Source organism: Pseudomonas palmensis (assembly GCF_049942755.1).
Classification (GTDB): Bacteria; Pseudomonadota; Gammaproteobacteria; order Pseudomonadales; family Pseudomonadaceae; genus Aquipseudomonas; species Aquipseudomonas palmensis.
Genome location: NZ_CP187958.1, coordinates 4441140 through 4466578, shown reverse-complemented (window position 1 = coordinate 4466578; position 25439 = coordinate 4441140). Strand labels below are relative to the sequence as shown.

Below are 25439 nucleotides of genomic sequence, written 5' to 3'. Positions count from 1 at the left end.
CCTTTATGCATCAGGCAGTGCTTGGTAAGGCGACTCTTTATCCGTCCGCTCCTTGCTACCCCACGCCGCAATCCCAACCTTAAGCGCGTAGAACAAAATGCTAAACATAACAAGCAAGAACAGGGCTGTGAGCGTAGCGTTCGTATAGGCGTTGAAGATCACATGCTGCATCTGCGAAATGTCCTTCGCCGGCGCCAAAATCTGACCATTGGCCTGCGCATCACTGTACTTACGGGCCAACGCCAGGAAGCCCATAGCAGGGTTAGCATCGAACAGTTTGATGAATCCTGCAGTTGTAGTGCAAATCAGCAGCCAAATCGCTGGTAGCAGGGTCACCCAAACATACCGATGACGCTTCATTTTGATAAGCACGACGGTACTTAGCATCAGAGCGATACCTGCCAACATCTGGTTGGAAATGCCGAACAGCGGCCAAAGCGTATTGATACCACCCAACGGATCGATCACGCCCTGGTAGAGCAGGTAGCCCCACAGTGCCACACAGCCAGCGGTGGCAATAAGGTTCGCCGTCCAGGACTCTGTGCGGCGTAGGGAAGGAACAAACGAACCTAACAAATCCTGCAGCATGAAGCGTCCTGCCCTGGTGCCAGCATCGACTGCGGTCAAGATAAACAGCGCTTCGAAGAGGATCGCAAAGTGGTACCAGAACGCCATGGTATTTTCACCCGGCAAGAGGTGGTGCAGGATTTGGGCAATACCTACAGCTAACGTCGGTGCACCTCCTGCCCGGGCAAGAATTGTGGTTTCACCGATATCTCGGGCAACAGCCTCAAGCTGATCAGGTGAAATTGTGAACCCCCAACTGCTAACCGTCTGCGCTACGGACACTGCATCACCACCAACGATAGCCGCAGGGCTGTTCATGGCGAAGTACACACCAGGCTCAATTACCGACGCAGCCACCATAGCCATGATCGCTACGAAGGACTCCATCAACATGCCACCGTAGCCGATGTAGCGGGCGTGGCCTTCGCTTGCGAGCAATTTAGGTGTTGTGCCAGAGGCTATCAGCGCGTGGAACCCCGACACGGCACCGCATGCAATGGTAATAAAGAGGAACGGGAACAAGCCGCCTTTCCACACCGGCCCCGTGCCATCGGTGAACTGAGTCAACGCCGGCATTTTCAGCTCGGGCATAGTGACGAGAATCCCGACGGCAAGTGCGAGAATCGTGCCAATTTTGAGGAATGTGGACAGGTAGTCACGCGGTGCCAAGATCAGCCAGACGGGCAGCACCGCAGCGACGAAGCCGTAGCCAATCAGCATCCAGGTGATTTGAATACCGGTGAAGGTAAAAGCCTTGGCCCAAACTGGATCAGCAGCAATCTGCCCTCCCAACCAAATTGAGCCCAACAGCAGCAGCACCCCAATTACCGAGATCTCTCCGATGCGCCCGGGACGAACATAGCGCATGTAGACGCCCATAAACATGGCGATCGGAATGGTGGCCATGACGGTGAAGATACCCCAAGGGCTCTCGGCCAGCGCCTTGACCACAATCAGCGCTAATACGGCAAGGATGATGATCATGATCAGGAAGCAGCCGAACAGCGCGATCGTTCCTGGAACTCTGCCCATCTCCTCTCGCACTATGTCTCCCAAAGAGCGACCGTTGCGGCGGGTAGACAGGAATAGCACCATGAAGTCTTGTACCGCGCCGGCAAGCACCACGCCGGCTATCAGCCAAAGCGTTCCAGGCAAATAGCCCATCTGGGCAGCGAGTACCGGCCCAACCAAAGGCCCCGCACCAGCGATGGCAGCGAAGTGATGCCCGAAGAGCACGTGTTTGTTGGTCGGCACATAATCCAGGCCGTCGTTGTTGACTACGGCGGGAGTGGCTCGACGAGGGTCTAGCTGCATCACTTTCTCGGCGATGAACAGACTGTAGTATCGGTATGCAACGAGATAGATGGCGACTGCTGCGACTACGATCCAGAGAGCATTGATAGCTTCGCCACGGCGCAAGGCCACGACGCTCAGCGCGAATGCTCCCAGAACAGCCACGGCAAACCAGGCAATGTGTTTAGCCATATGGGTCATTACGTGTCTCCTGTCGACAGCCTGTAGGTCGTCGACCGTGATTTTTATATTTGTGTCCGCTTCGCGGCAGCGGCCAATATCCGCGTATACCCACCACAAATAAATCCGCAGAACTACGCCCACAAGGCTACGTAGTTCTACTGAGCTGCCGGCTATGCAATCGGGCCTTTCGACCGCTAGCCGCTTTCGGCTACTCGGTGCATCGGGGATTGACATAAGATGCTGGTGCCTCGGTGGTCTCTAACCGCAGAGCCCAAGACCGCTGGTCGAGTACAAGGTCTGGACAGGAGTAGGAATGCAGCTCAAACACAAAATTGTCGCCCTGGGGATCTTGCCACTTGTACTGGCTATTGCCGCTATCTGCGCGCTTGTCATCTCCCTGAACAACCAGCTAGGTGACCAGCAAGCACAACTGATCGAAGACAGTATTTTGGTCAGTAAGCGCGCAGAGCTGGAGAACTACGTAGCGATGGCGAGGAGCTTGATCGCCCCCCTCTATAACGATGGCCATGGTGACGACCAGGCCAAGCAAAAAGTCCTAGACGAGCTGAGGAAGCTAAGCTTTGGTATAAATGGTTATTTTTTCGTCTACGACCGCCAAGGCCGCAGTCTGATGCATGCACGGCAGACGGAGCTTGTCGGCAAAGACCTCATGGATATGAGAGATCCACACGGTCTGCTAGTAATTCAAGCGTTGCTGCAAAGTGCCCGGTCTGGAGAGGGTTTTCAACGCTATGCGTGGAACAAACCTTCATCCGGAAGAGTGACCGAAAAGCTAGCGTACGTCGTAATGTTAGAACAATGGGGGTGGATGATCGGTACGGGCATCTACCTCGAAGACGTTGAGAAAGCCACTCAGCAAGCTCGTGATGAAGTGGCCCAGGGTATCCGCAAGACGATGGTTTCAATTGCCGTCGTCGCACTTGTGGCGGTCTTGTTCGTATTTGCAAGCGGAATGACGCTGAACCTGAGTGAGCATCGGCTAGCCGACACCAAGCTGCAACGCTTGAACCAGCGAATTGTCAGCCTTCAGGAAGAGGAGCGTTCGCGCGTTTCTCGCGAGCTTCACGATGGCATTAGCCAAGTTCTCGTATCCATAAAATACAAACTTGAGCTAGCAGGCTTTCTGCTCGAAAACGAAGAAAGCCGAGGTGCAGTCATCTTAAAAGAGGCTACCGAGCGGCTTGGGGAGGCAATTGGGGAGGTTCGCAGCATCTCACACGACCTTCGCTCTTCGCTATTGGACACCCTGGGGCTTCCTGCCGCGATTGGACAATTATCTGAGGAGTTCGAGCAGCGCAGTGGGCTGCGGGTAACGTTTGAGACTAATGAGTTTGAGTGCCTGCTGGACGACGGGGTGCCCGTCTCGCTTTTTCGAATTGTTCAGGAAGCGTTATCCAACATCGAGCGACACGCTCAAGCTCAGGATGTAGCCATTACTTTGTTTGGAACCGAGCAATCTGTTCGTTTAAGAGTCATCGACGATGGAATTGGCTTTAACGTCGATGAAGTTGAGCGTCGCCATGCCGGGATCGGGCTCAGAAACATACGCGAACGCGTCGAACACTTGGGTGGTCGATTTCATCTGGCATCTTCACCTGGCCGGAGTGAGGTCGACATTGAGATCCCAATGAGCATCCCCTGTAGAAAAGTTTGAATCACTTATTTCGATAACGATGGACACCCCCAATGAGCCTATCAACAAAAATTCGTTTAGCCTTAGTCGATGACCACTCGCTCGTTCGCGATGGAATCAAGGCACTGCTTTCAGTAGTACACAACGTGACTGTTGTTGGTGAGGCCGAAAACGGCGCACGCGCCATGGAAATGGTTGAACAGTGCAAGCCAGACCTACTTCTAGTAGACATCAATCTACCAGACATAAACGGTCTTGTACTCACACGAAAAATACGCGAAAAGCATCCTTCATTGCGGGTTCTGGTGCTCAGCATGCACGACAGTAAAGAATACGTCAGCGAATCACTGCGTGCAGGCGCGAGCGGCTACGTGTTAAAAAACTCCCCTTCGAGAGAAATAGTTGCGGCGATTGAAGCGATCGCAACTGGAGGTACTTTTTACAGTGCCGAAATAGCACAAAAACTTCTCCTTGAAGACGGCGAGTCCAGCGAACTAACGCCCAGGGAGAGCCAAGTTCTTTATAAAATGGCTCAAGGACTGAACAACAAAGAAATGGCCCGTGAACTTAATATAAGCGTCAGAACAGTAGAGACGCACCGCCTGAGCATTCGACGAAAATTAAAAATCGACAAACCTGCAGCGCTAGTAAAATATGCAATCGATCATGGAATAATTTCCAGCCAACCACATTGAAAATGTGACGATAACCTAAACAACTATCTGGCTCGCCAAATTGTAATGAAATCGTACCATTTCTCGTGCGTCATTATACACCAGCCAGCCAGCCAGCCGCGCACCAGCAGGACTGGCACAGCCACACTCCAGCTCACAAGGATGCAGCAGTGCCCCATTCCGTGTACCTCTGAATCCAAATTCCTTAGTACTGCCCCGCGACATAAGTGATGCCAGATGGCACCACCCATTGCAAGCCTACCTACTGGATGGTATCCTGACTTCACAAGTCGGAGGAATTTACACGTGGACACAAACGATAAACCACCCACCCGAGCTACCTTTCGGTTCGGCATCAATCGATCGTCGGCTAATAAGCGAATGCGTTACATTGAAGGAACGCAAATCGATCCAAACGAATGCATTTTTTGCGTGCCCGACCTCAATGATGACGTCGTCGAATTAGGCAAGCGGGTGTCAGACGCAGAATCACCCCAGAAAACTCAGTGATCAAGCAAGGCGGCAAACGGCATGACCCCGTACTCCCGCTCTTGGTAAGCTTTTTCCCGCCCTGCCCTCCAAAAAATAGATAGCCTGGCTGGGAAGCCTCATTGCTCACGTATGGATTTTGATCTGCGCATTCGCAACCAATCCCAACAAAATTCGTTGATCCCGAACCAGTTTGCGTCTTAGCGTTTCTGGCTCATTTCGAAATGGCCTCAGATCAGCCGCCGCCTGGTGGATCGGTAGTCCTAAGCAGGCTCCTAGGCTCGCCAATCCCGCATGGAGCCTATTCGAGATGGGCGCTAAGGGTTAGGAAGCCCAGTGCGCGCATGGCGAGCGCTGTCTTATGAGGGGTGACTAATTTATGATGTCTGGATGACAAATTTGGATGCCGCATCATGAGTACACGTTCAGACCTTTTGACCAGCGCTGAAATTCTGTTGCGCACGAAGGGCTACGCAGCCTTCAGCTATGCCGACTTGGCAGAGGAAATTGGCATCAAGAAGGCGAGTATTCATCATCATTTCCCGACCAAGGAAGGCATGGCAATTGCCATCGTCGAAAGCTATCTGTTTCGTTTCAAGAAGCAGTTGAATGCCATCAATGATGAAAATATTGGCGTTGTTGACCGGTTGAACGCCTTTGCTCTTATGTTCGCGCACAGTAGTGAAAATGGAATGCTTCCACTCTGCGGGGCGTTGGCTGCAGAGCTGCTGGCCTTACCTGAAAGCCTCAAGGCGATAACAAAGGATTTTTTCGAAATCCATCTCACTTGGCTTCAAGATAACATCAAGCATGGCCAGGTTCTGGGTGAGCTTAAGGCCGACCTAGACGTTACGAAGGTTTCAAGATTTATATTGAATGCCCTGGAGGGTGCCAGCTTTGTGTCTTGGGCCATGAACGATGATTACCAGAAGTCTTCTGGGTTTGATTTGATTCTGGCTGGGCTTTTGAATTCTGAAACTAAACATTGATAGTAACCGTCCGGCCAACACATCTTCCCGCCCCACCCGCTGCAAGCCATGGTGTCCACCTAATCGAGTGGACACCATCGCCCTCAATACTGGGGTTTTGAAGGTGCGTTCTTCGACCTCTTACGTGACTCGAACAGGGTCATCTTTCCCTAGCATACGCCTGTATCCGTCCAGCAATTCGCTGAGGGCGTTCGCGACGCCCTCGCCATAGCAACCCGAGGCGCGCCCCAGACGTCACTGACGATTATGCTTTCCATTCCACTCGCTCTAACGCTCAAAGACCGAAAAGGCATCGCCAGGGCAATAGGCCATCAATGCACAGGAACAACTCGAAGCTCAATCTAAAGCAGACGGGGGTTATCCATTGCTGGCCCACAATCAAGAAATCCCGCTACGGTACTCGCCTCAACGGGCAGCCGGAGCCAAGCTCCACCTCGCAAAAACTACCTCATGGCGGGGTGTCACAGGTAGGAGATGAACCGTCGGGCTCCGCAACAGAAATAGAAACGCCCCGCCTGGGCGGGGCGTGGTTACCAGCACCGAACTCAGCGCTCTTTGTTCGCCTGCGAAAGCACGGAGCCGGCCAGGCTCAACACCGTCTGGCTGTGGCCCAACTCACCCAGAATTTTGCTGGCTAGCTCCTCCATCCGAGCACTGGTTTGCTTGGTAGATGAGGCCTGAGAAAGCGCCGAGCCAGCTAGCTCCTTGGCCAAAGCGGAGGATTTAGAGTCAAGCAGTACAGCCGAGGCCAGGCTGGCGATCGAACTGCTGGTTTGTTTCGCATTAAAGCTCATAGTCTTACCTTTTGATCAGAGATTAAGTGCCCCGACCGAGCGCTAGCGCATCGAACCACGCGTCACCTTTCATTTGACGCGGCAGTGCGCAATTCGATGTAATGCGTTCACTCAAGTCAGGTTGTCCAACCGTATGGCTTTGAGAGCGAGTGGATCACGGAACGTTTGGCGACCTAACGTGACCGCTCGCTGAACTCGCCTCCCGTCTAGGGACACGGCACTGCAAACACCATATCTAGGGTGTCTTTGTCGCAGCAACCACAAGATGAGCGATTTCCGCTTAGTTATCAAGCGTTGAAGACACATATGCCCTGTGGATAATGTGTGCATATCCTGTTGGGCGTACAGCCCAAGCTGCATACCGCTTGGCTTGCAGCGCGCCCCAAAAATTTCGAACTTTTTTTTGACGCTGGCCATTACGTGATTCGTCGTGAGGATCTGAAGCGCTCACGCATGCTGAATTGGCCTGCACCTGGTGGCGGAGACGCTCGGGAGATAGGGCGAAAATGATGCAGGCCAGCCTCGTCCCGCTTGGCCTTCAAGCTAAGGCTGCGCAGGCGGCGGCACTGTCGACGGGCCAACTCATTTTGATGAGCGTGCGCGGATATTGGATTTCAAGGCAAATGTAGGCGGGTTGGCCTTGTGATCTGGTCGGGAGCATCTGGGTATGCAGAGGGATGAACGCTGGCTGCAACGCGGTGGATTTCTGCGTGTGCAGGCGTATCCATTTATGCACGAGGTTGGCGTTGAGGCTGGGGCCCAATCCGATGTTGGCGATGGAGGCGCCGGGCTCTGAACACTCTTGAATGACCTGGGCTTTGAAGGATTTGCTGTAGGTACGGCGCTGAAGGCGCATGAAGAGTCCGCCTGATGGGTCAGAAATGGCGCCCACTTAAATTAGGTGGATACCATGGCCTCCGGCGTTTGCATCGGGAAGGTGTGTTCGCCGGCCCCTTACCATTAATTAGGCGTTTTGGGGCTCAGAAAAGCTTGTTCTTCATGCGCTGATTATTGAGAAACCAGGGCAACGCCCTGGTTACATTCTTCACGGACGCACGTCCCCCAACTAATGTAGGCGCACCAGCCACAGATTTGAGAGCGCAAACAACTTGATCAGTCTCGCCGTGCTCTGCAAACACGCCACAAGCGTTTCCTGGCTGAGATGAAACAGGTCGTGCCGTGGCATGCACTGGTTGCATTGCGAACCGCATAATCCAAAAGCTGACAGCGGTAGGAAGCCCTATCCACTGGAAACCATGCTGCGCATCCACCTCTGCAATACTGGTCTCACTAGCGATCCAGCCATGGAAGAAGCGCTGTAAGAGATCACCTCGATGCGCCAGTCTGCACAGCTGACACTCAGCGCCCCGACCCCTGAGGGCACCACGATGGTGAGTTACCGGCATCTGCTGGAAGAGCATCTGCTTGCGAGGGGCATTCTGGAGATCATCGACGACTTCTTCTCGACAAAGGTCTCTCATTGCGCAAGTGGTCGATGGTCGATGCCATCATCGCCACCCTCCCTGTTCGACCAAAAACATGCATGAAAAACGTGCCCCTAAGGTGCATCAGCCGAAGACAACTGCTGCCAGCCTAAAACCCCTCTTGTCTGGTTTATGTTTTCATTAATTATATTAAAAACAACGTCTTGGAGTATTTCACTCTGAGCCGCTACCACCTCTTCGCAGTGGAGCTCCGCACTGTCCGCTGCCAGTTCTTAACGGAGCTGGCCTCTTCCCCTCTGTGTAAATCTAAAACCTCCGAGAGCCTGGCATTTCAGTCGCCTAACCTGCTGAAATAGCAGGTATTTCACCAAGCTTAAGATACGAGCCTCTTCGGATCGAAACGTCGCCGCATGCGTGCGCACACTTCACGGGAAAAGAATTTCTTGCGCGCCAACCTACCAGTTGGTAGAGTTGTTTCTCAGCGAACAACCTACCCCCGTAAATGCGTGCACCGAGGATCTATCAAATGACTACCAATCTGAACGGTATTGACGTAGCTGCCCTGCAACAATTTGCCCAAGCCGTTGCTGAGGATGCGAGCAAGCGCCACGCCAGTTTCAACGTTAAGACCGCGTGGAAAGGCCAGACCCGCTCTGTAGCCAAAGTCAGCCGTTATAGCCTGGCCGGTGAAACCTACTCGCGTGATTTCGAAATCGCCGCCGATGAACCCAATGAACTGCTGGGCGAAAACACTGCGCCTAACCCTCAGGAACTGCTGATGGCTGCTCTCAACGCCTGCATGTCGGTCGGCTATGCCGCCAATGCCGCGATGATGGGCATCAAGATCCACAGCCTGGAAATTGAGACCGACGGCACTCTCGACCTGCGTGGCTTCCTGGGTATCGATGAAAGCGTTAACCCAGGCTACGACGAGGTAAGCGTCGTAATCCGCCTGCACACCGACGCCTCCCGTGAGCGCGTGGAAGAGCTGCACAAGGTGGTGCTTAAGACTTCGGTCAACTACGCAAACTTCTCTAAAGCCATCCGCATGCTCCCTAAGCTCGAAGTCATCGAAGGCTAACTGTCATGGCCGCAGGTGTGTACGGCACCTGGCGGCCAGCGACCTTTCGGTTATCTGGTACTGGAGTCTGTAATGAACGATTTTTTTAAAGGCAAAAAACTGTTGGTCGTGGGCGGCACAAGCGGCATGGGCCTGGAAACAGCACGCCTGTTTTTGAAGGCTGGTGGCAGCGTGGTTCTCACCGGCAGTAAACAGGATAAAGCCGACGCTGTTCGCGCTGAGCTGAGTTCGTTGGGGAACGTATCGGTGATCGTTGCCAACCTCATGACCGAAGAAGGGATGAATTTCGTACGCAACGAAATCAATGCCAATCACAGTGACATTGGCTTCATGGTGAACTCCGCAGGCATATTCATTCCGAAGCCTTTCATCGAGCACGATGAGGCTGATTACGACATGTATCTGGATTTGAACCGCGCCACGTTCTTTATCACGCAGGCCGTGGTCAAGAATATGCTCGCCGCCAAGCGCGAAGGTTCCATTGTCAACGTCGGTTCGATTGGCGCCCAAGCTGCACTGGCAGGCTCTCCAGCGACTGCTTATTCGATGGCTAAGGCGGGTCTGCACGCAGTCACCCGAAACCTGGCAATTGAGCTGGCGCACTCCGGTATCCGAGTTAATGCCGTGTCTCCTGGCATCGTTCACACCTCGATCTATGAAGGTTTCATGGACAAGGACGCGATTCCGGATGCGATGAAGTCGCTCAACGATTTCCACCCGCTGGGGCGTGTCGGTGTTCCCGAGGACGTCGCCAACACCATCCTCTTCCTGCTCTCGGATAAAACTTCCTGGGTGACAGGTGCTATCTGGGACGTTGATGCAGGGGTGATGGCAGTACGGGCCTAATACCGTAGCAAGCGCTGCATATAGCGCCTCTCAGTGAGGCGCTTTCCCAGTGCACTGCCTCCGGTGGAAAAAGGTGCTGGCTGTAGGAGTTCCAAATGCCTATCACGACAAAAGCTGCGCTCATGAGTTACGCGGAAACCCAGATGCGTTCAAAGGGTTACTCAGCATTCAGTTACGCTGATCTCGCTGCGAAGATCGGTATCAGAAAAGCCAGCATTCACCATCATTTTCCTACGAAGGAGTGCTTGGGCGCAGAGCTGATCAACGATTACATCTCCCGGTTCAATGAAACGCTGGCCTCAATCGAAGCCATGTATCCCGAGCCACTGCAGCGTCTGCAGGCCTTTTCTCGACTTTTCGTGATCAGCGCGAATGATGGGCTGCTGCCTTTATGCGGCGCCTTGGCTGCGGAAATGGCTGCGTTGCCGTTGTCGCTCCAAGGGCTCACGCGGGACTTCTTCAACTCTCAGCTCGCCTGGCTCCAAAGCACCCTGAATGACGCAGTCCGCCAGCACAACTGGTCGCTGGGAACAACGGCTGAAAACTTCGCCTTCATGCTGTTGAGTATGTTGGAGGGAGCAAGCCTCATTGATTGGACACTCGGTCGATCAACCGACCCTTTGGCTGGTTTTAACCATTTGCTTGAAATGGCGGCAATTCGGTCTTCATTTCTTCGTGCAGGATAGATTATGAAAACTCCTTCGAAAAAATACGTTGTCGATATCTGGTCTGATTATGTGTGTCCTTGGTGCTGGATTGCCAAGCGCCGCTTTGAGAAAGCACTTGAATGCTTCCCAGAGAAGGACGACGTACAGGTCAACGTTCGGGCCTATCGGCTGGCTGCCAACCATGCTCCGGAGCCGATGATTCCTGCCTTGAAGCGTAAGCTTGGTAACGCAAACTCCGCTTTATCGATGATGAGTACCGTCAGTAAATATGGCGAGGTCGACGGGCTTGATTACCGCTTTGACACCATGATGTTTGGCGATACTGCGGATGCTCATGTGCTGGTAAAAGCTGTTGAAGACTCGGAGGTAAAGAAGCGTCTTGTGGAAGCGCTGTACGAGCAGAGTACAAGCCACGGTAAGTCCCTTTTTGATCGCGCCAGCTTGGCGGCGATTGCTAAAGGCGCAGGTGTGTCGGACGAGTCCATCCAGCTGGCTTGGTCATCTGCAGAGTTGCGCGCTGAGATGAAGGCGGATGAACAGTTTGCCGCCCAATTGGGTTCCGGCGTACCGCTCTTCGTCTTCAATAATGCGTTCTCGGTATCAGGCGCACAGACAGACGCATCCTTTCTTCAGGCGTTGAATCAGATGGCAGCTGAGGCGAAATCCCTGGATAGCTCATCAATGGGCCAAGTCTGCGGGATCGATGGCTGCAAAATTTGACTGGCAATGGATGGCGGCATTCTCAAGGTGCCGCCTTTCCTCAATACAGAACGAGAAATCCAGATGAGTCGTATCGTTGAGTTGAGCGCTCCCCAATTTGCTCGCTTCGTAGCCAAAGGGAGCAGTGTCGTAATGTTCTCAGCCTCCTGGTGCAAACCTTGTAAAGAGATGAAGCCGATCTTCTTGGAACTGGAGGGAAAACTCCATTCTCTAGCGGTCTTTGGAAAGATTGATATTGCGGTGTCTCCGACAATTGCGCCGATGTATGGCATCCGCTCTGTGCCGTCCTTGGCGGTGTTTCACGAAGGCCGCTTATTGAAAGTCTTCGCTGGGTCTAAGTCAGTTTCAGCCTTGAAGAAAGCAATTATCACTGAGCTGGAAGACGCTAGCTAACGGAGCGTTCTCCATAACTCGCAGTCTGGCCGGCTATTCACCTCTCGGTGCTGAAGACTCATTTTTTCCTGGGCCTGCGTCAATTGGATGAGCACGATCTTCGTTGAATATTTCCGTCAGTAAAGCGTTGGCTCGTTTGTAAGCGTCGTACTTGAATTCGGTGTCATCAGCGGGCTGAGCGGCCATTTCTTCCAGCATTTCCAAATTCAGGCGACGGAACCGATCCGCACGCTCACGAGCCTCGTAGCGCCCTACACCCAGTTGCTCCAAGGCTCTACGCCCAAGGGATAACGCGCTTTCAAAAGTTTCCCGCTCGACGGCCTCTATGCCCATCTGGCGCAGGGTAATGCTATGCCCCATATCACGAGCACGCACCACCAGTTTCAGGGATGGAAAATGCTCTTGAGCCAGCTCGGTCAGTGCCAGGTTATCGTCCTGGTTGTCGATGGCGTTGATCAGCACCACGGCTTTCGCGGCACCCGCAGCGTGAAGTAAATCGAGACGTGTGGCATCCCCATAAAACACCTTCACTCCGAATTTTCGCAGTGTCTCGATGTGGTCGGGATCATGATCCAAGACCACTACCTCAAAGCCACAGGACATCAGTAGACGCCCAGCGATTTGACCGAACCGACCGAAGCCAGCAATGATGACCCGAGGATTGCTCTGATCAATGATGTCCGATTCCTTGCTACCCTGTTTGCCCGACGAGTCCAAGTGATTGAGCAAGAGGATCAGCAGAGGCGTTATACACATGGACAGCGCCACCGCCAACGTCAGGCTTTTACCCCAAGGGTCGATCAGGATGCCGGCGACAGTCGCTGCGCCAAATACCACAAAGGCAAACTCACTGCCTTGGCCGAGGAACACCGCCTGCCACGAGCGCTGATCACTTGGGACACTCAAGAAACGCCCCAGAAGCTTTATCACGAGCAGCTTGATCAGGATAAAGCCCAACGTCAGAGTGATGACTTTCAAAGGGGCGTCGATCAGCGTTCCGAAGTCAATCGACATGCCTACGCCGATGAAGAACAGACCCAGCAATAATCCCTTGAAAGGCTCGATATCGCTCTCTAGGGCATGACGATATTCCGAGCTAGCCAACAGAACGCCCGCTAAGAAAGCACCCATGGCCATCGATAAGCCTGCCTTTTCCAATAAGAGGCCGAATCCGAATACCAGGAACAGCGCGACAGCACTAAAGATCTCTCTCAGGCCAGAGCGCGCTACAAAGCGAAGGACGGGTCTGGATACGTACTGACCCAAAAGAACAACTGCGACAACTGCACCTACGATTTTCGCGATAGACAGGGCCAGTTCCGCACCCGAGGGCGTGCCACCGTTTGCGGCCAGCAGTGGAATCATAGCCACCAGGGGAATCGCCGCGATGTCTTGGAAAAGCAACACGGCAAAGCTGCTTCGACCCACGGCGGTCGAGGTCATGTTCCGCTCATTCATGGCCTGCATCGCGATAGCTGTCGACGAGAGGCTCAGCGTTAGCCCTACCAGCAGCGCAGCTGTCCAGTTCAAGCCTAGTGCAGCGCAAAATATTGCGATGGCTGCACCACATGCCAGCATCTGCATCGCACCACCACCGAACACCATCCGGCGCATAGCCCAAAGACGCCTGGGGTCGAGTTCGAGACCAATGATGAACAGCATCAACACCACGCCAATTTCAGCGAAGTGCAGTATGGACTCGACGTCGGTCACAAGCTTCAAGCCCCACGGGCCGATTAAGCAGCCGGCTATCAGATACCCCAGAACCGGGCCTAAACCTAACCGAACGGCAATTGGGACTATCAAGGCAGCTGAGCCCAAGTAAATGAGCATTTCAATCAGGCTATGAGTGTCCATTCAATCTTCCTTCCACGAGGCCAGGCGCTCGCCGTAATGGCGGATCTGCTTGAGCAGTCCGTCTTGGTCTGCTCTATATGCACCATGAACTGCGACTGGGCTTAACCAACGCATTCCACAGTAATTCGCGGTTGCTTGAAGAGGCTGGGACAGCACCGCGAAACCCGGATGGTCACCGCCTTCAAAATGATCATGCTCTCCGCCCGTGGTCACGGCCCACAGGAGATTTTTATTTTTCAAAGCAGTAGCACCCGCCCCGTAGGCCCAGCCCTGCGTGAAGACCTTATCGATCCACAGCTTCAAAAGTGGGGGGTAGCTATACCAATACAAAGGATGCTGCAGAACCAGCAGGTCTGCTTGCTCCACGGCCTTCTGTTCAGCTTCAACGTTGATGTTGAAATCGGGGTATAGGTCGTACAGGGAACGGACTACAACATCGGATTTGTTAGCTGCGAACCTGAGCATCAACGTGTTTACGTTGGATTTCTCAGGGTAAGGATGGGCGTAAATGATCAGAATCATGACGTGATTCCCCACAAACCTGGCGTTCTTCAAGAACGGAAAAAGCCCCCTGATCGTTGAGCGTAAATACACTCAGCGATCAGGGAGCTAATGGTTTGGCGATGAAGCCTTATTGGCCTGCTTGCAGCTTCAGCACGTCCTGTGCAGTGACTGGATTGCCAGCGATGCCCCAGTCACCGCTCTTAACCTCTTCGAAAATGACCCAGGTCAAGGCACGCATGTTTTCGCCTTCCACCGACACCATGGCGTCAGTCACTTTGCGAATGACCTCGGCTTTTTGCTCGTCAGAAAAAACCCCTTCAATACCTTTAATAGTTACGAGTGGCATGGTGTTCTCCTAAATGTTTGGGATGGAATTTCAGGCTTTTGCTGCTGTGTATTCAGGGTAGTCCGTGTAACCCTTATCAATCGAATCGCTTACGCCGTAGTAGGTAGCGCGATCACCCTCGGCCAGCGGCCAATCGTTCTGCATGCGCTCGACCAGATCCGGGTTGGCGATGTAGGCGGTGCCGAAAGCGATCAGATCGAGTTCGCCTTTGGCCAGCTCAGACTCTGCGATCTCTTTGGTGAAGCCGCCAGCAGCCATCAAGGTGCCTTTGTAAGCGTCGCGGAACGCAGCACCGAAGCCTGGGGGCGTTTGCGCGGCCAAGATGGTCGGTTGGTAGTTCAGGTGAACAAATGCCAGCTCTCGTTCGTTGAGGGCAGCCGCCATGCTCATCCAGGTTTCTTCTTCGCCTTCGTACACCCCGAAGTCGTACAGGCGACCAAACGGCGAGAAGCGAACGCCAATCTTCGAACCACCAATTTCAGCAGCAATCGCGTCAATTGTTTCCAGCAGGAAGCGCTGACGGTTGGCAATAGAGCCACCGTACTGATCAGTGCGAGTGTTCAGGGCGCTGCTCAGGAATTGATCGAACAGGAAGCCGTTGGCTGCCATGATTTCGATACCGTCAAAACCTGCGTCCATCGCCATCCGCGCGGATTTAACGAAATCCGCAATGACCCGTTTCACTTCTTCAGTTTCCAGGGCGCGAGGTTCGCTTGGTTGAACAGGCCCAGATTTGCCCGGTTCGATCCAGGCATACACCGTGGTGTCTACGGCAGGCACTTTGCCCGAGGAGACCGGTACCAAACCATGCACCGAGACATGGGACATACGCCCTACGTGCCAGAGCTGCGCAAAAATCTTCCCGCCTTTGGCATGCACAGCGTCAGTGACATTGCGCCAGCCTGGCAGGTGCTCATCTTCGTAAATGCCGGGGGTGTACAGATACCCCCGAGCCTCGTCGGAGATAGGCAGGCCTTCGGTGATCAGCAAGCCGGCAGAAGCACGTTGCGCGTAGTACAGCGCGTTGGATTCATTTGGAATGTTGTTCAAGGTTCGGGTGCGAGTCATGGGGGCCATGACGACGCGGTTTTTGAGCGCAATACCGGACAGGTCGTACGGAGTGAACAGCTTATTCATGATTAATCTCGACGTCGTTGGAAGGTTGAAAGTCAGCGTCTGATTCAGGACTTATCAAACGCGTCGAGCACGTGGGTGCTGTAGACCAGCGCAGCACCGGCGTTCATGTTGATGGCTACACCCAGGGCTTCAGCTACTTCTTCACTGGTAACGCCGAGCTTCTTGGCCTCAGCTGCGTGGAAAGCGATGCATCCGTCGCAGCGAGTGGTCACAGCTACAGCCAAAGAAATCAGCTCGCGGGTTTTGGCGTCCAGATGGTTCGTCTTGCCGCCAGCGGCGCCTAGCGCAGCCATGCCTTTCATGGTTTCAGGGGACAGGCCATTGAGCTCAACGAGGCGAGTGTTGATGTCTTTGCGGGTTTGCTTCCAATCTTGCATGAGGCTCTCACGTGGGCGTTAACGCCCGGCAGGTTCACGGGTTGGTTTCGACTATGAGCATACGCTACCATCTAGTTGGTAGGCTTGCAACGCCTCATGCTAAATTCACGTCATTACGCAGGATCGAGGTGACAGTATCGATACGTGGCCAATGATATTTTGGTCGAAGGCGCCTGGCCATGACTGCGCACCTACCTATAGGTAGCCATCTTCAAAAAGAAGATTCGAATGAGCGTAGGCAGTGCAAAGGCTCAAGTGGAGCGATCCATATTCGCGAAATGTGGTTGAGGCTCGGTCAGAGTCAAGCCTGGCCTTATCAGGGTTGAAGGCACTGAATAGGCTCTGGGCTGAGCCCTGCGAGGGTGCGCCGGCAATAGGCTCTGTACCGCATGGAACAAGCCAGTGAGACTATGGCGGCATAGCCTCTGGCAAGCTTATCGAAGCCCGGAGGTTCTCTTCAGCCAGCCAAACATGCGCTTGGTGATGTTGCGCTGTCGATACTTGGGCTGATCGAACACTCTGGGTAATCTAGGCTTGGGCTTGCATTTCTTCGAGCGCAGGGAGATGGCGGGCTGCATTCGCTATTGGTCGCATTAGCGGCGTAGCGCTTCGACGTTGTAGCCCTTGTAGGTAAGCAACCATTTACGGCGCTTACGCGGGCGGCTAGGTTGGCTCGATGGAATGCTGACCTCGTCCAACAGTGGCTGGACGTAGTTCATTCAAAACGGGGCCCGGTCAGCATCAGATTGATTCTGATCGACGCCGTTATTCATACACCAAGATCTCCCGCAAAAAAGGCATCTCTCAGAGCAGGCGTGCCCTCATGCTCAAAGACGAGCTTACGCAGTAAATACTGCGCGAGGTATGACCGAAGACGGGATCGGAGCTGAACATAAGGTTCTGCATGCCCCACATCGCTATCAGGCCAGCGAAGCTTCAAGGCGTGTCTCAAACTCATCAGTGTCTCGCCGCCGAGTGTGTCCTCGTAGAGCCGGGTCAAATCGTCGAAGCCAGCGGTGCGCTTGTAGCCGACCAGTGCCTCACTCAGAATCAAGCTAAGCGAATCCGCGTAGACCTGCCACGCCCTTTCCCACACCAGCTTTTCCACATCACTGTCCAAGCACAAACCTCGCTGCTACAGCACAACTACACCGTGCCCACTAGAACACGGCACGACATTTAACAGCCCTGGAATTGAGCCTGAGCATGCACATCGAATTTGACCTGAATCAGAACGACCTGGAAGCCCTCTTGCGCCACTGCCAGGCCTACAGACCAACAAGCAGTGATCCTCGTGAGAATCAACGCCTGCAGGATGCGCTGGAGGCGTTGGAGCAGGCCTTGGTGGAGGCAAATGCTACTCGGTAATCCGAGGACATCATTATGCAGATCAATATGCTGATAACCAGAGGCAAGGACACCCGTATGCACTAGGGAAAATAAGGCGGCGCAACTCCAGCGTCGCCGTAGGTTGTCTGACATGGGTGCATTTTGAGACGGAGCTACTCCACTCAAAAAATTGGGTTCAGCTTGTTATTTGAAGTCAAAAGCAAAAGCAGCGGCCTTACGGCCAAAAAGACGATCTCCCCTACCGGCCCTCGCCTCGCCTATCGGCAAGGCAATTGAGGCCTGAAAAGCGCTCAGATCAAAAGCGAAAAGATCGGCCATCACACCGTGTCTTATCCAAGCATCATCGGTGGCGCCGACACGGTAGAAAATCTTTTTGCTCTCAAATATAGAACTCCGTCTCGCTTTAAAAATTTCAAGAGGGGGGGGGTGGCGAAAACGTCGCAAATTGATAAGAGATGTCGCAATTGAACAAGGTTGTCCAACGCTGTCCTTGGAATGTGACATTTTGACGATTGTTACGATGGTAGTAGCTTTCCCCAATTTGGGGTTCATCAGCAACGCATCAAAGGCCTGACGGGCGCCAAGTTAGGAGGCTGGTACGTCATCTGGTTACGCGATCGGCGGCCAGGTCTGGCAATAAGGAAGGGCCTGAGGGAGGGGGTGCAGCTACCACCTCGGTACGTTCAATTAACGGCGCGGAAGGGAGCGCATGTGCGTGCACACGATCTCCCATTGCCCCAGCCGGAAACGGTTGTACTGGCGAACCAAGACAACTTTTCCATGATCGGTCATGGCGTATTCTCCATCTGATCTCAGCGGGCCGCTGATAGCCTTTACACGCCACGTGCAAAGCGAGCAGATGAGTGCCAGGCAGGAAGGAGAGTCCTTTGGTGGTAGCTGCAGGCGTAATGCTATCAGTGGAGGGCCAGCCTGAGAAGACTCGCATTTACTTTGGTGGCCTTCCCACCTTTCCCCATACCGGCTTCGAAAAACCATCGCCTCCAGGCAACCTCATGCCATCATCTTGTCGAAATGAGCTTCGAAATTCGTTTCGACGAACACGTCCTTGAAACGATCGATGAAGGTGGCAGGATCGATCTCTCCAAAGTCTGTGATGTTGACCGCATCAGTATGGGACTCGCGGTTGATGTAACGAAAAAAGGCCGTGAATTCCGGCTTGTCCTCGCTGAGCTTCATTAGCGCCTGGCGCAGCGTGGGTGCCTGGTGCACGAAGCTGAAGTAGTACTCCAAAATGTTACGCATCATGTTCGGCATCACGTTGGGGGACGTCCTGCCTTGCAAGGCGTCCTTGATCGTCTGCCAGCACGCCTGGTAGTCATTCTGAATTTCCCTCTCCTCCATCGCCACTACCGAGCTGTATTCAGACTTGGTAATACGGAACAGCGCAAACGCCTTCTCCCCATCCTCTTTCAACAGCTTCACCATTTCATGGAAGAAGAAGAGGTTGTGCGTGAGTATAATCACCTGCTTGAAGCGCTCCTTCGGCATCAACACCTGGCGCCTGATCAAGGAAGCTATGTCGTACACGTAGTTATGGGAAAGGCTCGAAATCGGATCGTCGATGACGATGATCCGGTCACTCTTGAGCCTCCCACCTCCAGCACCCATTTCGCCATTGCAGACTTCAAGGAAGTAGAGGAATGAGATCAGTGTTTTCTCGCCCTCACTCAGGGTCTTGAACACCCCCTCAGTCTGACCTGGACGCTCTAGCCGGTATTGGGGTACTGCCCCCTCCTCCCTGATCAGCGTAAAACCCTTCAGTCCGAGCATCCGCAACCAGTATTTGATGTTCTCGACCGCTTGGTCGATGTTTGTGATGGACGCTCTGGACGTGCTGACGATGCCCTGCTGCTCTTGAATACGATTTCTGAGGGCCTGCACTTCATCCTTGGCCGCTTGGCGTACGCGGCCTTGGGCCTTTTCAACTTTGTCGAATGTCACGAAAAAGGCGTTGCACGCACCTCTGTACCATTTCCAGAAGCGTTGCTTAATGCTCTCTTCATGCTGCTTACGGTTTTTTATCTTCCCGTTGACCTCGCTAGCGAAGGACTGGCGATTTTCCCGGCCAAGGCTTGGAGGTTATTTTGGAGCACAGCTTGCAGCTTGGAGACATGCAGCTTGATTGCTTGATGCTGATACTCCGGAGCCTCGCACCGACGTAGAAACTGCTCGACTCCGCTCCGGTACCGGCCTTCGAGTTGTCGCAGCACATCCAGGCGTTCCTCGTAGGTCTTGTCGAAGACTTTACGAACCTCAGCGTAAAAATCCGGTGGCAGGTTTTGCTGGCAAAGCGGGCATTTGTCGTGTGCTTCTGTCTCGTAACGCAGGGCATGCTTGACCCAGTCCGAGTTTCCCAGCTGCTGAATAAACGCAGAAAGGTAGGAGTTACCTGACCCGGTGATGACCTCTTGCAGAATCGGATCCCCCTCAAGGCTTTGCGCTTGAAACGCGAGCTGCGGGATACCTGGCAGTTCCTGATCGCTGAACTCCTTTAGCGCAGCGGCCTCAGCCAACAGCACTTGGGCAGTTTCGGAGGAGGCCTCCAGCGGTACACTGCGTACGTGCTCTAGCAATCGCTCCTTTGTGTTGAGCAACTTGAAGCAATAGGCCAGTGCAGTACCATCAAACTCGCGCTTGGGCTTCCACACATTCTCCAACAGTACCTCGTACGCGGCGTCATTAACCTTCTTGCTGTTAACTCCCTTCTCCATTTCAGCGTCATGGGCGATCGTAAGCTCAGCAATGGATGCCTCTGCCGTCGCCAGTGCCTCTTTGGCCTCAATGTTTCCCTCATTGAGCGTGAATACCCCTGGCTGAGAAGTCGCTTCCTGGAAGTTCTTCTCCATGAAATGATGGTTGTAGACCAGCACCTCGCGACCGACCTTGATCGGCTCCACCCCGCAGACGCTATAACAGGCCTCGCCTGGGGCTTGGAGATAGTTGCCAATGGTGGTTTTGCCTGTACCGTTCTGGCCATAGAACAGGCTCACGCGCTTGAGTGGAGCAATGGACACGGCAGCGTCAGGCGAGTAGCTGGAAACATTGCGGAGAAGGATTTTTTCGAGCATGGCACAGTCCCTGGCAGAGGCAGATCCAGCTCAAAGATAGGCAGAAACCGTGCGATTTCATAGGGCCAGCACGCGCTAGAAAACAACTATTCGTGTCGCTAGTGTGAATCGGGGAAGTGTCAGGGGCAGCAGGCTCGTGCCGATCTGGCTCAGCGTCCATTCACAGGGCTGATCAGGGTGGCTCAGCTAGAGAGCTGGGCCGGCTGCGTGGGTGATGATCAGAGAGCGTTCTGGGCTGACCTCTGGTTGGCTCTGATCATTCAGTGGTTACTGCTCAACCGGCGCGATTGTGGTCGGTGACCAGGTTGGCGAATTGCACAAGGTCGCTGATATGCCCCTGGCCTGACCGATCCAAGTGATGCCCCACGATTCCCACAGCTCTAGGGCCATCCCTGTCGCATTTTCTGGAATCGCCAATCATCACCACTCGGGCTTTCTCTCGGGCTCTTTGAATCTCCGCATGGCGGGCGTCCACCCCCATCTCTCGGCAAATGTGCAGGTAGATTCTGGGGTCAGGCTTCATGACCCCAAGCTCGTAACTGAAAGCGTGACATTGCACGTGCGGGAAGGCTTTCCTGATAACAGGGCCGTAGGGCTGGGCTAGGTTCGAACAGATGCCAATGAGCAGCCCCGCTTCCTGCAGTCGGTCAATCACCTCAAGGGCATCAGGGTATGGCTCGATTGATGCCAGTTCCTCGCCCAACGCATCGTTCATCTCCGCTCGCTCCGAAGAAGAAAGCTCGATCCCCAGATGATCAGCTACCTGGTCAAAACTGAGGTTCGCTGTCATCACGAAATGGGTGCTGTCGGATGTTAGCGCCAAACCCTGTCGGCGGCCTTCTTTAAGCAAAGCGCCGTAAGGGTTGGTGCGTTGACCGATGCGAACAACGGTACCGTATGCATCGAAAACGACTGCTGAAATCATGTGCCCTTCTTCCTGTCCAGCCTTATTCAAAAGCCATTGTTCAGATCAAGTAGTAGTAAGACGAAACTGAGCCCGAGCCTGTTCCGCCACCCGTTTTCCTCAGGACTTAGCCCGCCAGAATTGGACTGTAAACCATTTTTTTGACCTGTAAACTAAGTAGGTTTACACATCAAAAAACCGGTTTACACAATCCAGAACTAGGAATCGACAGTCCACTGGCTGTCATACGAGCCCGACTCCGCGCGAAAGCGATTGCCTCATCCAAGAGCACACTGGCCCCGGGCACCCCCTCCTCTGGTCGATGATCCGGATCATTTCAGGGGCAGGGATGAGTGCTAGCCTCATCGGCTTCGAGCCAACTCACGACGACGTAATGATCACGCCCACAAAGGCTCTGGAGCAACACGAAGCCCTGCTGCTCAGCGACAGCCATAGCCGGGGGAGTGGCGACGGTCTCGCCATCACCGATGAGGCCCGAGCGATCCGCGAAAGCAATAGCCGAGTAACGCGCACCTACCTTGGCGACATTAGTAAGGTAGGCATCGATGATCACGCCCCACTTGATACGCTTCGCTGCTAAGACTTTCAGAGGAATGGGGTGCTCGTCGCTCACCGAGCACCTTGCTACTGTCGACACTTCAAATCTCCAAAATTTTAAACGGGTTAAAACCGGTTTCTTCTTGGGGGTATCCACGTGGATTCGAGATCAGCCGGCACCGCCCGAATGGTCGATCGATCGAATGGTGGGTATGCCCAAAAATCCAGACGTCTGCCTGGTCAACTAGCTGGTGCCATCGATTGAAATAGGCAGCGCTCAAATGCCCAGAATGCTCTGACCCAGAGGCCTCTGGGATAGGACAGTGATGGGTTACGACGACGGTCTGGCCGGCGTAGGGAGTCGCGAGCTTTTCGCGGAGAAACTCGTACGACGCGCGATTTAATTCGATGAGATCTGCAGGCCGGATACGTCGGTACTCACTGCCCGTACGGATCATCCGAAAATCGTTCATTCCCCCCAAACACGCACTGGAGGCTGCCATCACATCCCCGGTGCCACTGAAATCTGTCCAACACGTCGCGACTAGAAATCGAACGTTGTTCGACGTCCAGACCTGGTTATCCAGGACGTGGACATGCGAGGCGGCTACGGCTTCCATTTTTTCGCGAGTACGGGTGAGATGGCCTTTGTAAAATTCGTGGTTGCCGCTGCAATAAATCACATCACTGCTGAACGACTCATTGGCCCACTTCACACCTCGGTTCAAGAGATCAATATCCCCTGCCAAAATGACAAGATCTGCATCGACGCTCGGAGGGCTGAAGCAGTCGAATTCGTTGTGCAAATCCGAGTAAATCAAAATCTTCATTCAGGAACCCTTGCCTGAGCCGGGGTGGCATGCCTGGCCGACCGCAGAGCCTGCTGAGGGCGGTTCTGCATGGCCTTCCATTTGACGGTTTATCGCTATATTGAAGTTCCGTGAAGCCTGACTAGGAGCCCTACTCTCCCCGGTATTCACAGGCCTGGAGGGAGCAACTGATACAGGGCGAACCTCCCTTCAAGGAGACGATCACGCGAAAACAAAGTCCGATAATGACAACTATATATGGTGGAACCAGACTGAGCAACATGGCCTTATCCTCGATTTTTGAGGATGCCCCATGACGCTTAAGCTCGGCGTTGCTGCAGTGCTTCGAACGCTGCGAAGCGGGCAGCGCCTGACGATTGAAAGCGTCAACGATGCCACCAGCCGCCAGTACTTGACCCAGCTTGAGCAAGCCAAGTCCAGTATCTCACTTGAAAAACTTCAGGCGATCAGCACTGCCTTGGGCATGAGCCCGCTCACCTTCATCGCCCTCACGCTCTCCGTCACCGGCGAGGAGTCGGCGCAAACACTTCTGAAAACCGCCCAAGGTGAACTGGACGAATTCGAAAAAGCTGGTGGAGTACAAGCGCTGCAGCACCAGTTCAGCCAAGGGGCGGTAGCTTCTCGACGCCCAGGTCGGCCCGTGGATCAGGATCGCTTGAACAGCGTTTTGCGTTGCAAGGCTGAGGGGCTTACTCAGTCAGCAACTGCTCAGAAATTGGGTATCTCCAAGCAGACCGTGCATGAATTATGGAAGCGAGAGGTCGGCCTGTAGGCCAGGCACTAAGCAGATCTGAGAATTCCCGGCGATCAGAAAGACCTGAGGAAATAAAGTCAGAGGATAGCGAGCGCGTGTTTCGTAGCCCTGGCTGCATGTAAACACCCACCGCCCCAAAGACATTTATCTCGACCAACCCTCCCCCACATTAATACCAAGCTGCGAAAAATCTTGCAGAAGACGCTTGCGACTCAAAATTGCAGGGATCTTGAAAATCTGCTTGTAAGCCTGATAGAGGCCAAAGGGGATCAGCAAAAGTCCCGCCCCGAAGGTTGCAGTAGCAATGACTATACCCGCAGGGATCGAAGCAACGCCAATCAGAACGCCAGCCCAAAAACCGGATCGTGACAACTGACGAACTTCGTCCAAGTCATATTCGACCGTGCCGTTTTTGGTTTCAAACGCGACCAGCACAACGGCGGACTTATGAATATTTTTAACATACCACGTCCTTGGCACATCAGATGCAAGCGCACCTCTGCTCTCAAGGTATTTAGGAATAATTAGGTTTTTATAGTAGAAAATTTTGCCTGACTCATCCAACAAGCGAACCTTTTTGTAGAGGCGCGCACAGTCTTGAGACGAATGAAATTCATAATTTTTTACAGTAGCTGTTACTTTCTTCAGCTCCGACATCCTAGCGTTCCTTAATGCCTGTTCCGTCGACAATTTTTCGATCAGCCTTGGTGCCTGAAGGCGACTGTATGAAAGCCACCACCAGGCTCATGCGCCACCGGTGGGTAAGGCTTCAACTGGCCTGTGCGCAACTCACCTCGGATAATGATGGCGAAAAGCCCATACGTTTCAATATATAGATTTGTATGGATTCAGGCAAACGCGGCATACCGTCTGTTTTTGGGGTGCCGCCATGTCGATTCAGGAAGGTTTCGCCGCAGCGCTGCGGCTGATTCGAATGACCAAAGGGCTGAATCAGAAGGATTTAAGCGGCACAGTTACAGGATCGCACGTCAGCCAGCTCGAAAGCGGCAAAACCTATCCAACGGTCAAGGTGGCTGGTGACCTGGCCCAGGCTCTGGATCTCTCACCCTCAGCATTACTCGCTGTTGCCATGGCTTGTGATTCGGGGGCCACTCCAAGGGCCGTGCTTCTGCAGGCCATCAAAGATCTGGAATCGCTCGGATTGATTGACCAGGTGCCTCCTGCTTCAGCGGATGCCCTGGATGGAACCCATCCGACTAGTCTTCGAGCAGCCGCTGTTCGCGCCAAAGTCCAGGAGCTCAAGAGGCAGGGGCTAAAGCAGGTCGAGGTGGCCAAAGAACTGGAGCTACCTAGGACGACAGTCCAACGGCATTGGCACTAAGTTTGTTAATCCGGGTCTTCAAAGCCAAGTCACTGAGCCTCCCCGCACCTGTAAAAGCTAGCTGAAATTCATCCTCGACGACTGGTGAAGGTGTTCGCACGCAGGGGCGAGGACTTCGACGACGCAGCGCTGGAGTGCGCCGCTGCCATAGGCTCGCTTCGCCTTGCCAAGCGTGTTTCGGAGAGGCTGCTGGTCGGAGCACCGGAACAGCGCGCAGCGAAAGCTTCCAATTTTGCTACGGTTGCTTGTGATGGCCAAGCAAGCGGCTAGGCTGATCGGCGATCGCCACCTCCAAGCTGGAGAACGCAGACTTCTTAGCTCAACAGCAAACCGCCTAGAGCTGACCACCTTCTGCCGATGCTGCCATATATAACGGAGGACAGTTGAGACCGCCAGAACCAGATTTCTTGACCAAGCTGTTTTAAGCCACTAGCGAACATGGGAGCTGGAGGGTTGTGTGCATCGTGATCAAACGATGCTGAACGAAAGTTAGATGGGAGCCGTAGGGACACACTATTTGAGGCATATCAACAACTTGCCTGCCGGAAAGCCACCGACAGCTAGTAACAAAGCTAGTTACCTTTCCACATACCGC

At 53.7% G+C, this 25439-nt stretch carries 27 protein-coding genes and 2 pseudogenes; 12 read left to right on the top strand and 17 right to left on the bottom strand.

From position 1 onward, the window contains the following. Positions 1-3: 3 nt before the first annotated feature. Positions 4-2061 carry a carbon starvation CstA family protein gene (locus ACPRTJ_RS20670; protein WP_100633715.1) on the bottom strand — a complete coding sequence of 686 codons (2058 nt, stop codon included), beginning with the start codon at positions 2059-2061 and terminating at the stop codon, positions 4-6. 295 nt (positions 2062-2356) lie between these two features. On the opposite strand from ACPRTJ_RS20670, the gene ACPRTJ_RS20665 reads away from it, so the two are divergent. The 3 genes from ACPRTJ_RS20665 to ACPRTJ_RS20655 all read left to right on the top strand — a co-directional run bounded on the left by ACPRTJ_RS20665 (position 2357) and on the right by ACPRTJ_RS20655 (position 5849). Further along, a complete protein-coding gene (locus ACPRTJ_RS20665; protein ID WP_100633713.1) occupies positions 2357-3718 on the top strand; it encodes a cache domain-containing protein in 1362 nt (453 codons plus the stop codon). A gap of 32 nt (positions 3719-3750) precedes the next feature. Then, positions 3751-4392 carry a response regulator gene (locus tag ACPRTJ_RS20660; protein WP_100633711.1) on the top strand — a complete coding sequence of 214 codons (642 nt, stop codon included), beginning with the start codon at positions 3751-3753 and terminating at the stop codon, positions 4390-4392. Between the two features lie 881 nt (positions 4393-5273). Then, positions 5274-5849, top strand: coding sequence for a TetR/AcrR family transcriptional regulator (locus ACPRTJ_RS20655; protein WP_100633709.1), 576 nt, complete (start codon positions 5274-5276; stop codon positions 5847-5849). Positions 5850-6394: 545 nt separating this feature from the next. On the opposite strand, the gene ACPRTJ_RS20650 is transcribed toward ACPRTJ_RS20655, so the two are convergent. Further along, the gene (locus ACPRTJ_RS20650) at positions 6395-6643 is read right to left on the bottom strand and encodes a hypothetical protein (protein WP_100633707.1); all 249 of its coding nucleotides are present in this window, start codon (positions 6641-6643) and stop codon (positions 6395-6397) included. 538 nt (positions 6644-7181) lie between these two features. Continuing rightward, the gene (locus ACPRTJ_RS20645) at positions 7182-7499 is read right to left on the bottom strand and encodes a transposase (protein WP_100633705.1); all 318 of its coding nucleotides are present in this window, start codon (positions 7497-7499) and stop codon (positions 7182-7184) included. 273 nt (positions 7500-7772) lie between these two features. On the opposite strand from ACPRTJ_RS20645, the pseudogene ACPRTJ_RS20640 reads away from it, so the two are divergent. The 6 genes and pseudogenes from ACPRTJ_RS20640 to ACPRTJ_RS20615 all read left to right on the top strand — a co-directional run. After that, a pseudogene (locus tag ACPRTJ_RS20640) lies at positions 7773-8221 on the top strand (transposase); the annotation flags it as partial. Between the two features lie 393 nt (positions 8222-8614). Next, on the top strand, positions 8615-9169 hold the full coding sequence (locus tag ACPRTJ_RS20635; RefSeq protein ID WP_100633703.1) for an OsmC family protein: 555 nt from the start codon (positions 8615-8617) through the stop codon (positions 9167-9169). 72 nt (positions 9170-9241) lie between these two features. Beyond that, entirely contained in the window at positions 9242-10015 is a 774-nt protein-coding gene (locus ACPRTJ_RS20630) for an SDR family NAD(P)-dependent oxidoreductase (protein ID WP_100633701.1), read from the top strand. Positions 10016-10110: 95 nt separating this feature from the next. Next, positions 10111-10701 carry a TetR/AcrR family transcriptional regulator gene (locus tag ACPRTJ_RS20625; RefSeq protein ID WP_100633699.1) on the top strand — a complete coding sequence of 197 codons (591 nt, stop codon included), beginning with the start codon at positions 10111-10113 and terminating at the stop codon, positions 10699-10701. 3 nt (positions 10702-10704) lie between these two features. Next, positions 10705-11403 carry a DsbA family oxidoreductase gene (locus ACPRTJ_RS20620; RefSeq protein WP_100633697.1) on the top strand — a complete coding sequence of 233 codons (699 nt, stop codon included), beginning with the start codon at positions 10705-10707 and terminating at the stop codon, positions 11401-11403. Between the two features lie 63 nt (positions 11404-11466). After that, positions 11467-11796: a thioredoxin family protein gene (locus ACPRTJ_RS20615; RefSeq protein ID WP_100634008.1), complete on the top strand. Its 330-nt coding sequence runs from the start codon at positions 11467-11469 to the stop codon at positions 11794-11796. A gap of 33 nt (positions 11797-11829) precedes the next feature. Here ACPRTJ_RS20615 and kefC read toward each other — a convergent pair whose 3' ends face one another. From kefC to ACPRTJ_RS20580, 7 genes and pseudogenes are all read right to left on the bottom strand, one after another. Next, positions 11830-13653: a glutathione-regulated potassium-efflux system protein KefC gene (gene kefC, locus ACPRTJ_RS20610; protein ID WP_100633695.1), complete on the bottom strand. Its 1824-nt coding sequence runs from the start codon at positions 13651-13653 to the stop codon at positions 11830-11832. Then, positions 13654-14175 carry a glutathione-regulated potassium-efflux system oxidoreductase KefF gene (gene kefF, locus ACPRTJ_RS20605; protein WP_100633693.1) on the bottom strand — a complete coding sequence of 174 codons (522 nt, stop codon included), beginning with the start codon at positions 14173-14175 and terminating at the stop codon, positions 13654-13656. Between the two features lie 109 nt (positions 14176-14284). Continuing rightward, positions 14285-14503, bottom strand: a complete 219-nt coding sequence (locus tag ACPRTJ_RS20600; protein ID WP_014860756.1) for a tautomerase family protein — start codon at positions 14501-14503, stop codon at positions 14285-14287. A gap of 30 nt (positions 14504-14533) precedes the next feature. Continuing rightward, positions 14534-15640: an alkene reductase gene (locus ACPRTJ_RS20595; protein ID WP_100633691.1), complete on the bottom strand. Its 1107-nt coding sequence runs from the start codon at positions 15638-15640 to the stop codon at positions 14534-14536. 44 nt (positions 15641-15684) lie between these two features. Beyond that, positions 15685-16017 carry a carboxymuconolactone decarboxylase family protein gene (locus ACPRTJ_RS20590; protein ID WP_014860758.1) on the bottom strand — a complete coding sequence of 111 codons (333 nt, stop codon included), beginning with the start codon at positions 16015-16017 and terminating at the stop codon, positions 15685-15687. Between the two features lie 316 nt (positions 16018-16333). Next, positions 16334-16724, bottom strand: a pseudogene (locus ACPRTJ_RS20585) (hypothetical protein); the annotation flags it as partial. Between the two features lie 62 nt (positions 16725-16786). Beyond that, the gene (locus ACPRTJ_RS20580; RefSeq protein ID WP_146095018.1) at positions 16787-17137 is read right to left on the bottom strand and encodes a hypothetical protein; all 351 of its coding nucleotides are present in this window, start codon (positions 17135-17137) and stop codon (positions 16787-16789) included. Between the two features lie 86 nt (positions 17138-17223). On the opposite strand from ACPRTJ_RS20580, the gene ACPRTJ_RS20575 reads away from it, so the two are divergent. After that, entirely contained in the window at positions 17224-17385 is a 162-nt protein-coding gene (locus ACPRTJ_RS20575; protein WP_167400214.1) for a hypothetical protein, read from the top strand. Positions 17386-17550: 165 nt separating this feature from the next. On the opposite strand, the gene ACPRTJ_RS20570 is transcribed toward ACPRTJ_RS20575, so the two are convergent. The 6 genes from ACPRTJ_RS20570 to ACPRTJ_RS20545 form a co-directional block, all read right to left on the bottom strand. Beyond that, the gene (locus tag ACPRTJ_RS20570) at positions 17551-17919 is read right to left on the bottom strand and encodes a hypothetical protein (protein ID WP_146095019.1); all 369 of its coding nucleotides are present in this window, start codon (positions 17917-17919) and stop codon (positions 17551-17553) included. A 459-nt stretch (positions 17920-18378) separates the two neighbouring features. Then, positions 18379-19380: an AAA family ATPase gene (locus ACPRTJ_RS20565; RefSeq protein WP_426429143.1), complete on the bottom strand. Its 1002-nt coding sequence runs from the start codon at positions 19378-19380 to the stop codon at positions 18379-18381. A 26-nt stretch (positions 19381-19406) separates the two neighbouring features. Further along, positions 19407-20456, bottom strand: coding sequence for an AAA family ATPase (locus ACPRTJ_RS20560; protein ID WP_426427243.1), 1050 nt, complete (start codon positions 20454-20456; stop codon positions 19407-19409). 274 nt (positions 20457-20730) lie between these two features. After that, complete coding sequence (locus ACPRTJ_RS20555; protein WP_100633684.1) at positions 20731-21381, bottom strand: HAD family hydrolase; 651 nt, start codon at positions 21379-21381, stop codon at positions 20731-20733. Positions 21382-21697: 316 nt separating this feature from the next. After that, positions 21698-21994, bottom strand: a complete 297-nt coding sequence (locus ACPRTJ_RS20550; protein ID WP_100634006.1) for a hypothetical protein — start codon at positions 21992-21994, stop codon at positions 21698-21700. Between the two features lie 25 nt (positions 21995-22019). Then, a complete protein-coding gene (locus ACPRTJ_RS20545) occupies positions 22020-22748 on the bottom strand; it encodes a metallophosphoesterase (protein WP_100633682.1) in 729 nt (242 codons plus the stop codon). 292 nt (positions 22749-23040) lie between these two features. Between ACPRTJ_RS20545 and ACPRTJ_RS20540 the strand changes: the two genes are divergently transcribed. Then, positions 23041-23520 carry a helix-turn-helix domain-containing protein gene (locus ACPRTJ_RS20540; protein WP_100633680.1) on the top strand — a complete coding sequence of 160 codons (480 nt, stop codon included), beginning with the start codon at positions 23041-23043 and terminating at the stop codon, positions 23518-23520. Positions 23521-23646: 126 nt separating this feature from the next. On the opposite strand, the gene ACPRTJ_RS20535 is transcribed toward ACPRTJ_RS20540, so the two are convergent. Beyond that, the gene (locus ACPRTJ_RS20535) at positions 23647-24159 is read right to left on the bottom strand and encodes a hypothetical protein (RefSeq protein ID WP_100633678.1); all 513 of its coding nucleotides are present in this window, start codon (positions 24157-24159) and stop codon (positions 23647-23649) included. Positions 24160-24391: 232 nt separating this feature from the next. Between ACPRTJ_RS20535 and ACPRTJ_RS20530 the strand changes: the two genes are divergently transcribed. Beyond that, positions 24392-24844, top strand: a complete 453-nt coding sequence (locus ACPRTJ_RS20530) for a helix-turn-helix domain-containing protein (RefSeq protein WP_100633676.1) — start codon at positions 24392-24394, stop codon at positions 24842-24844. Positions 24845-25439: the final 595 nt, after the last annotated feature.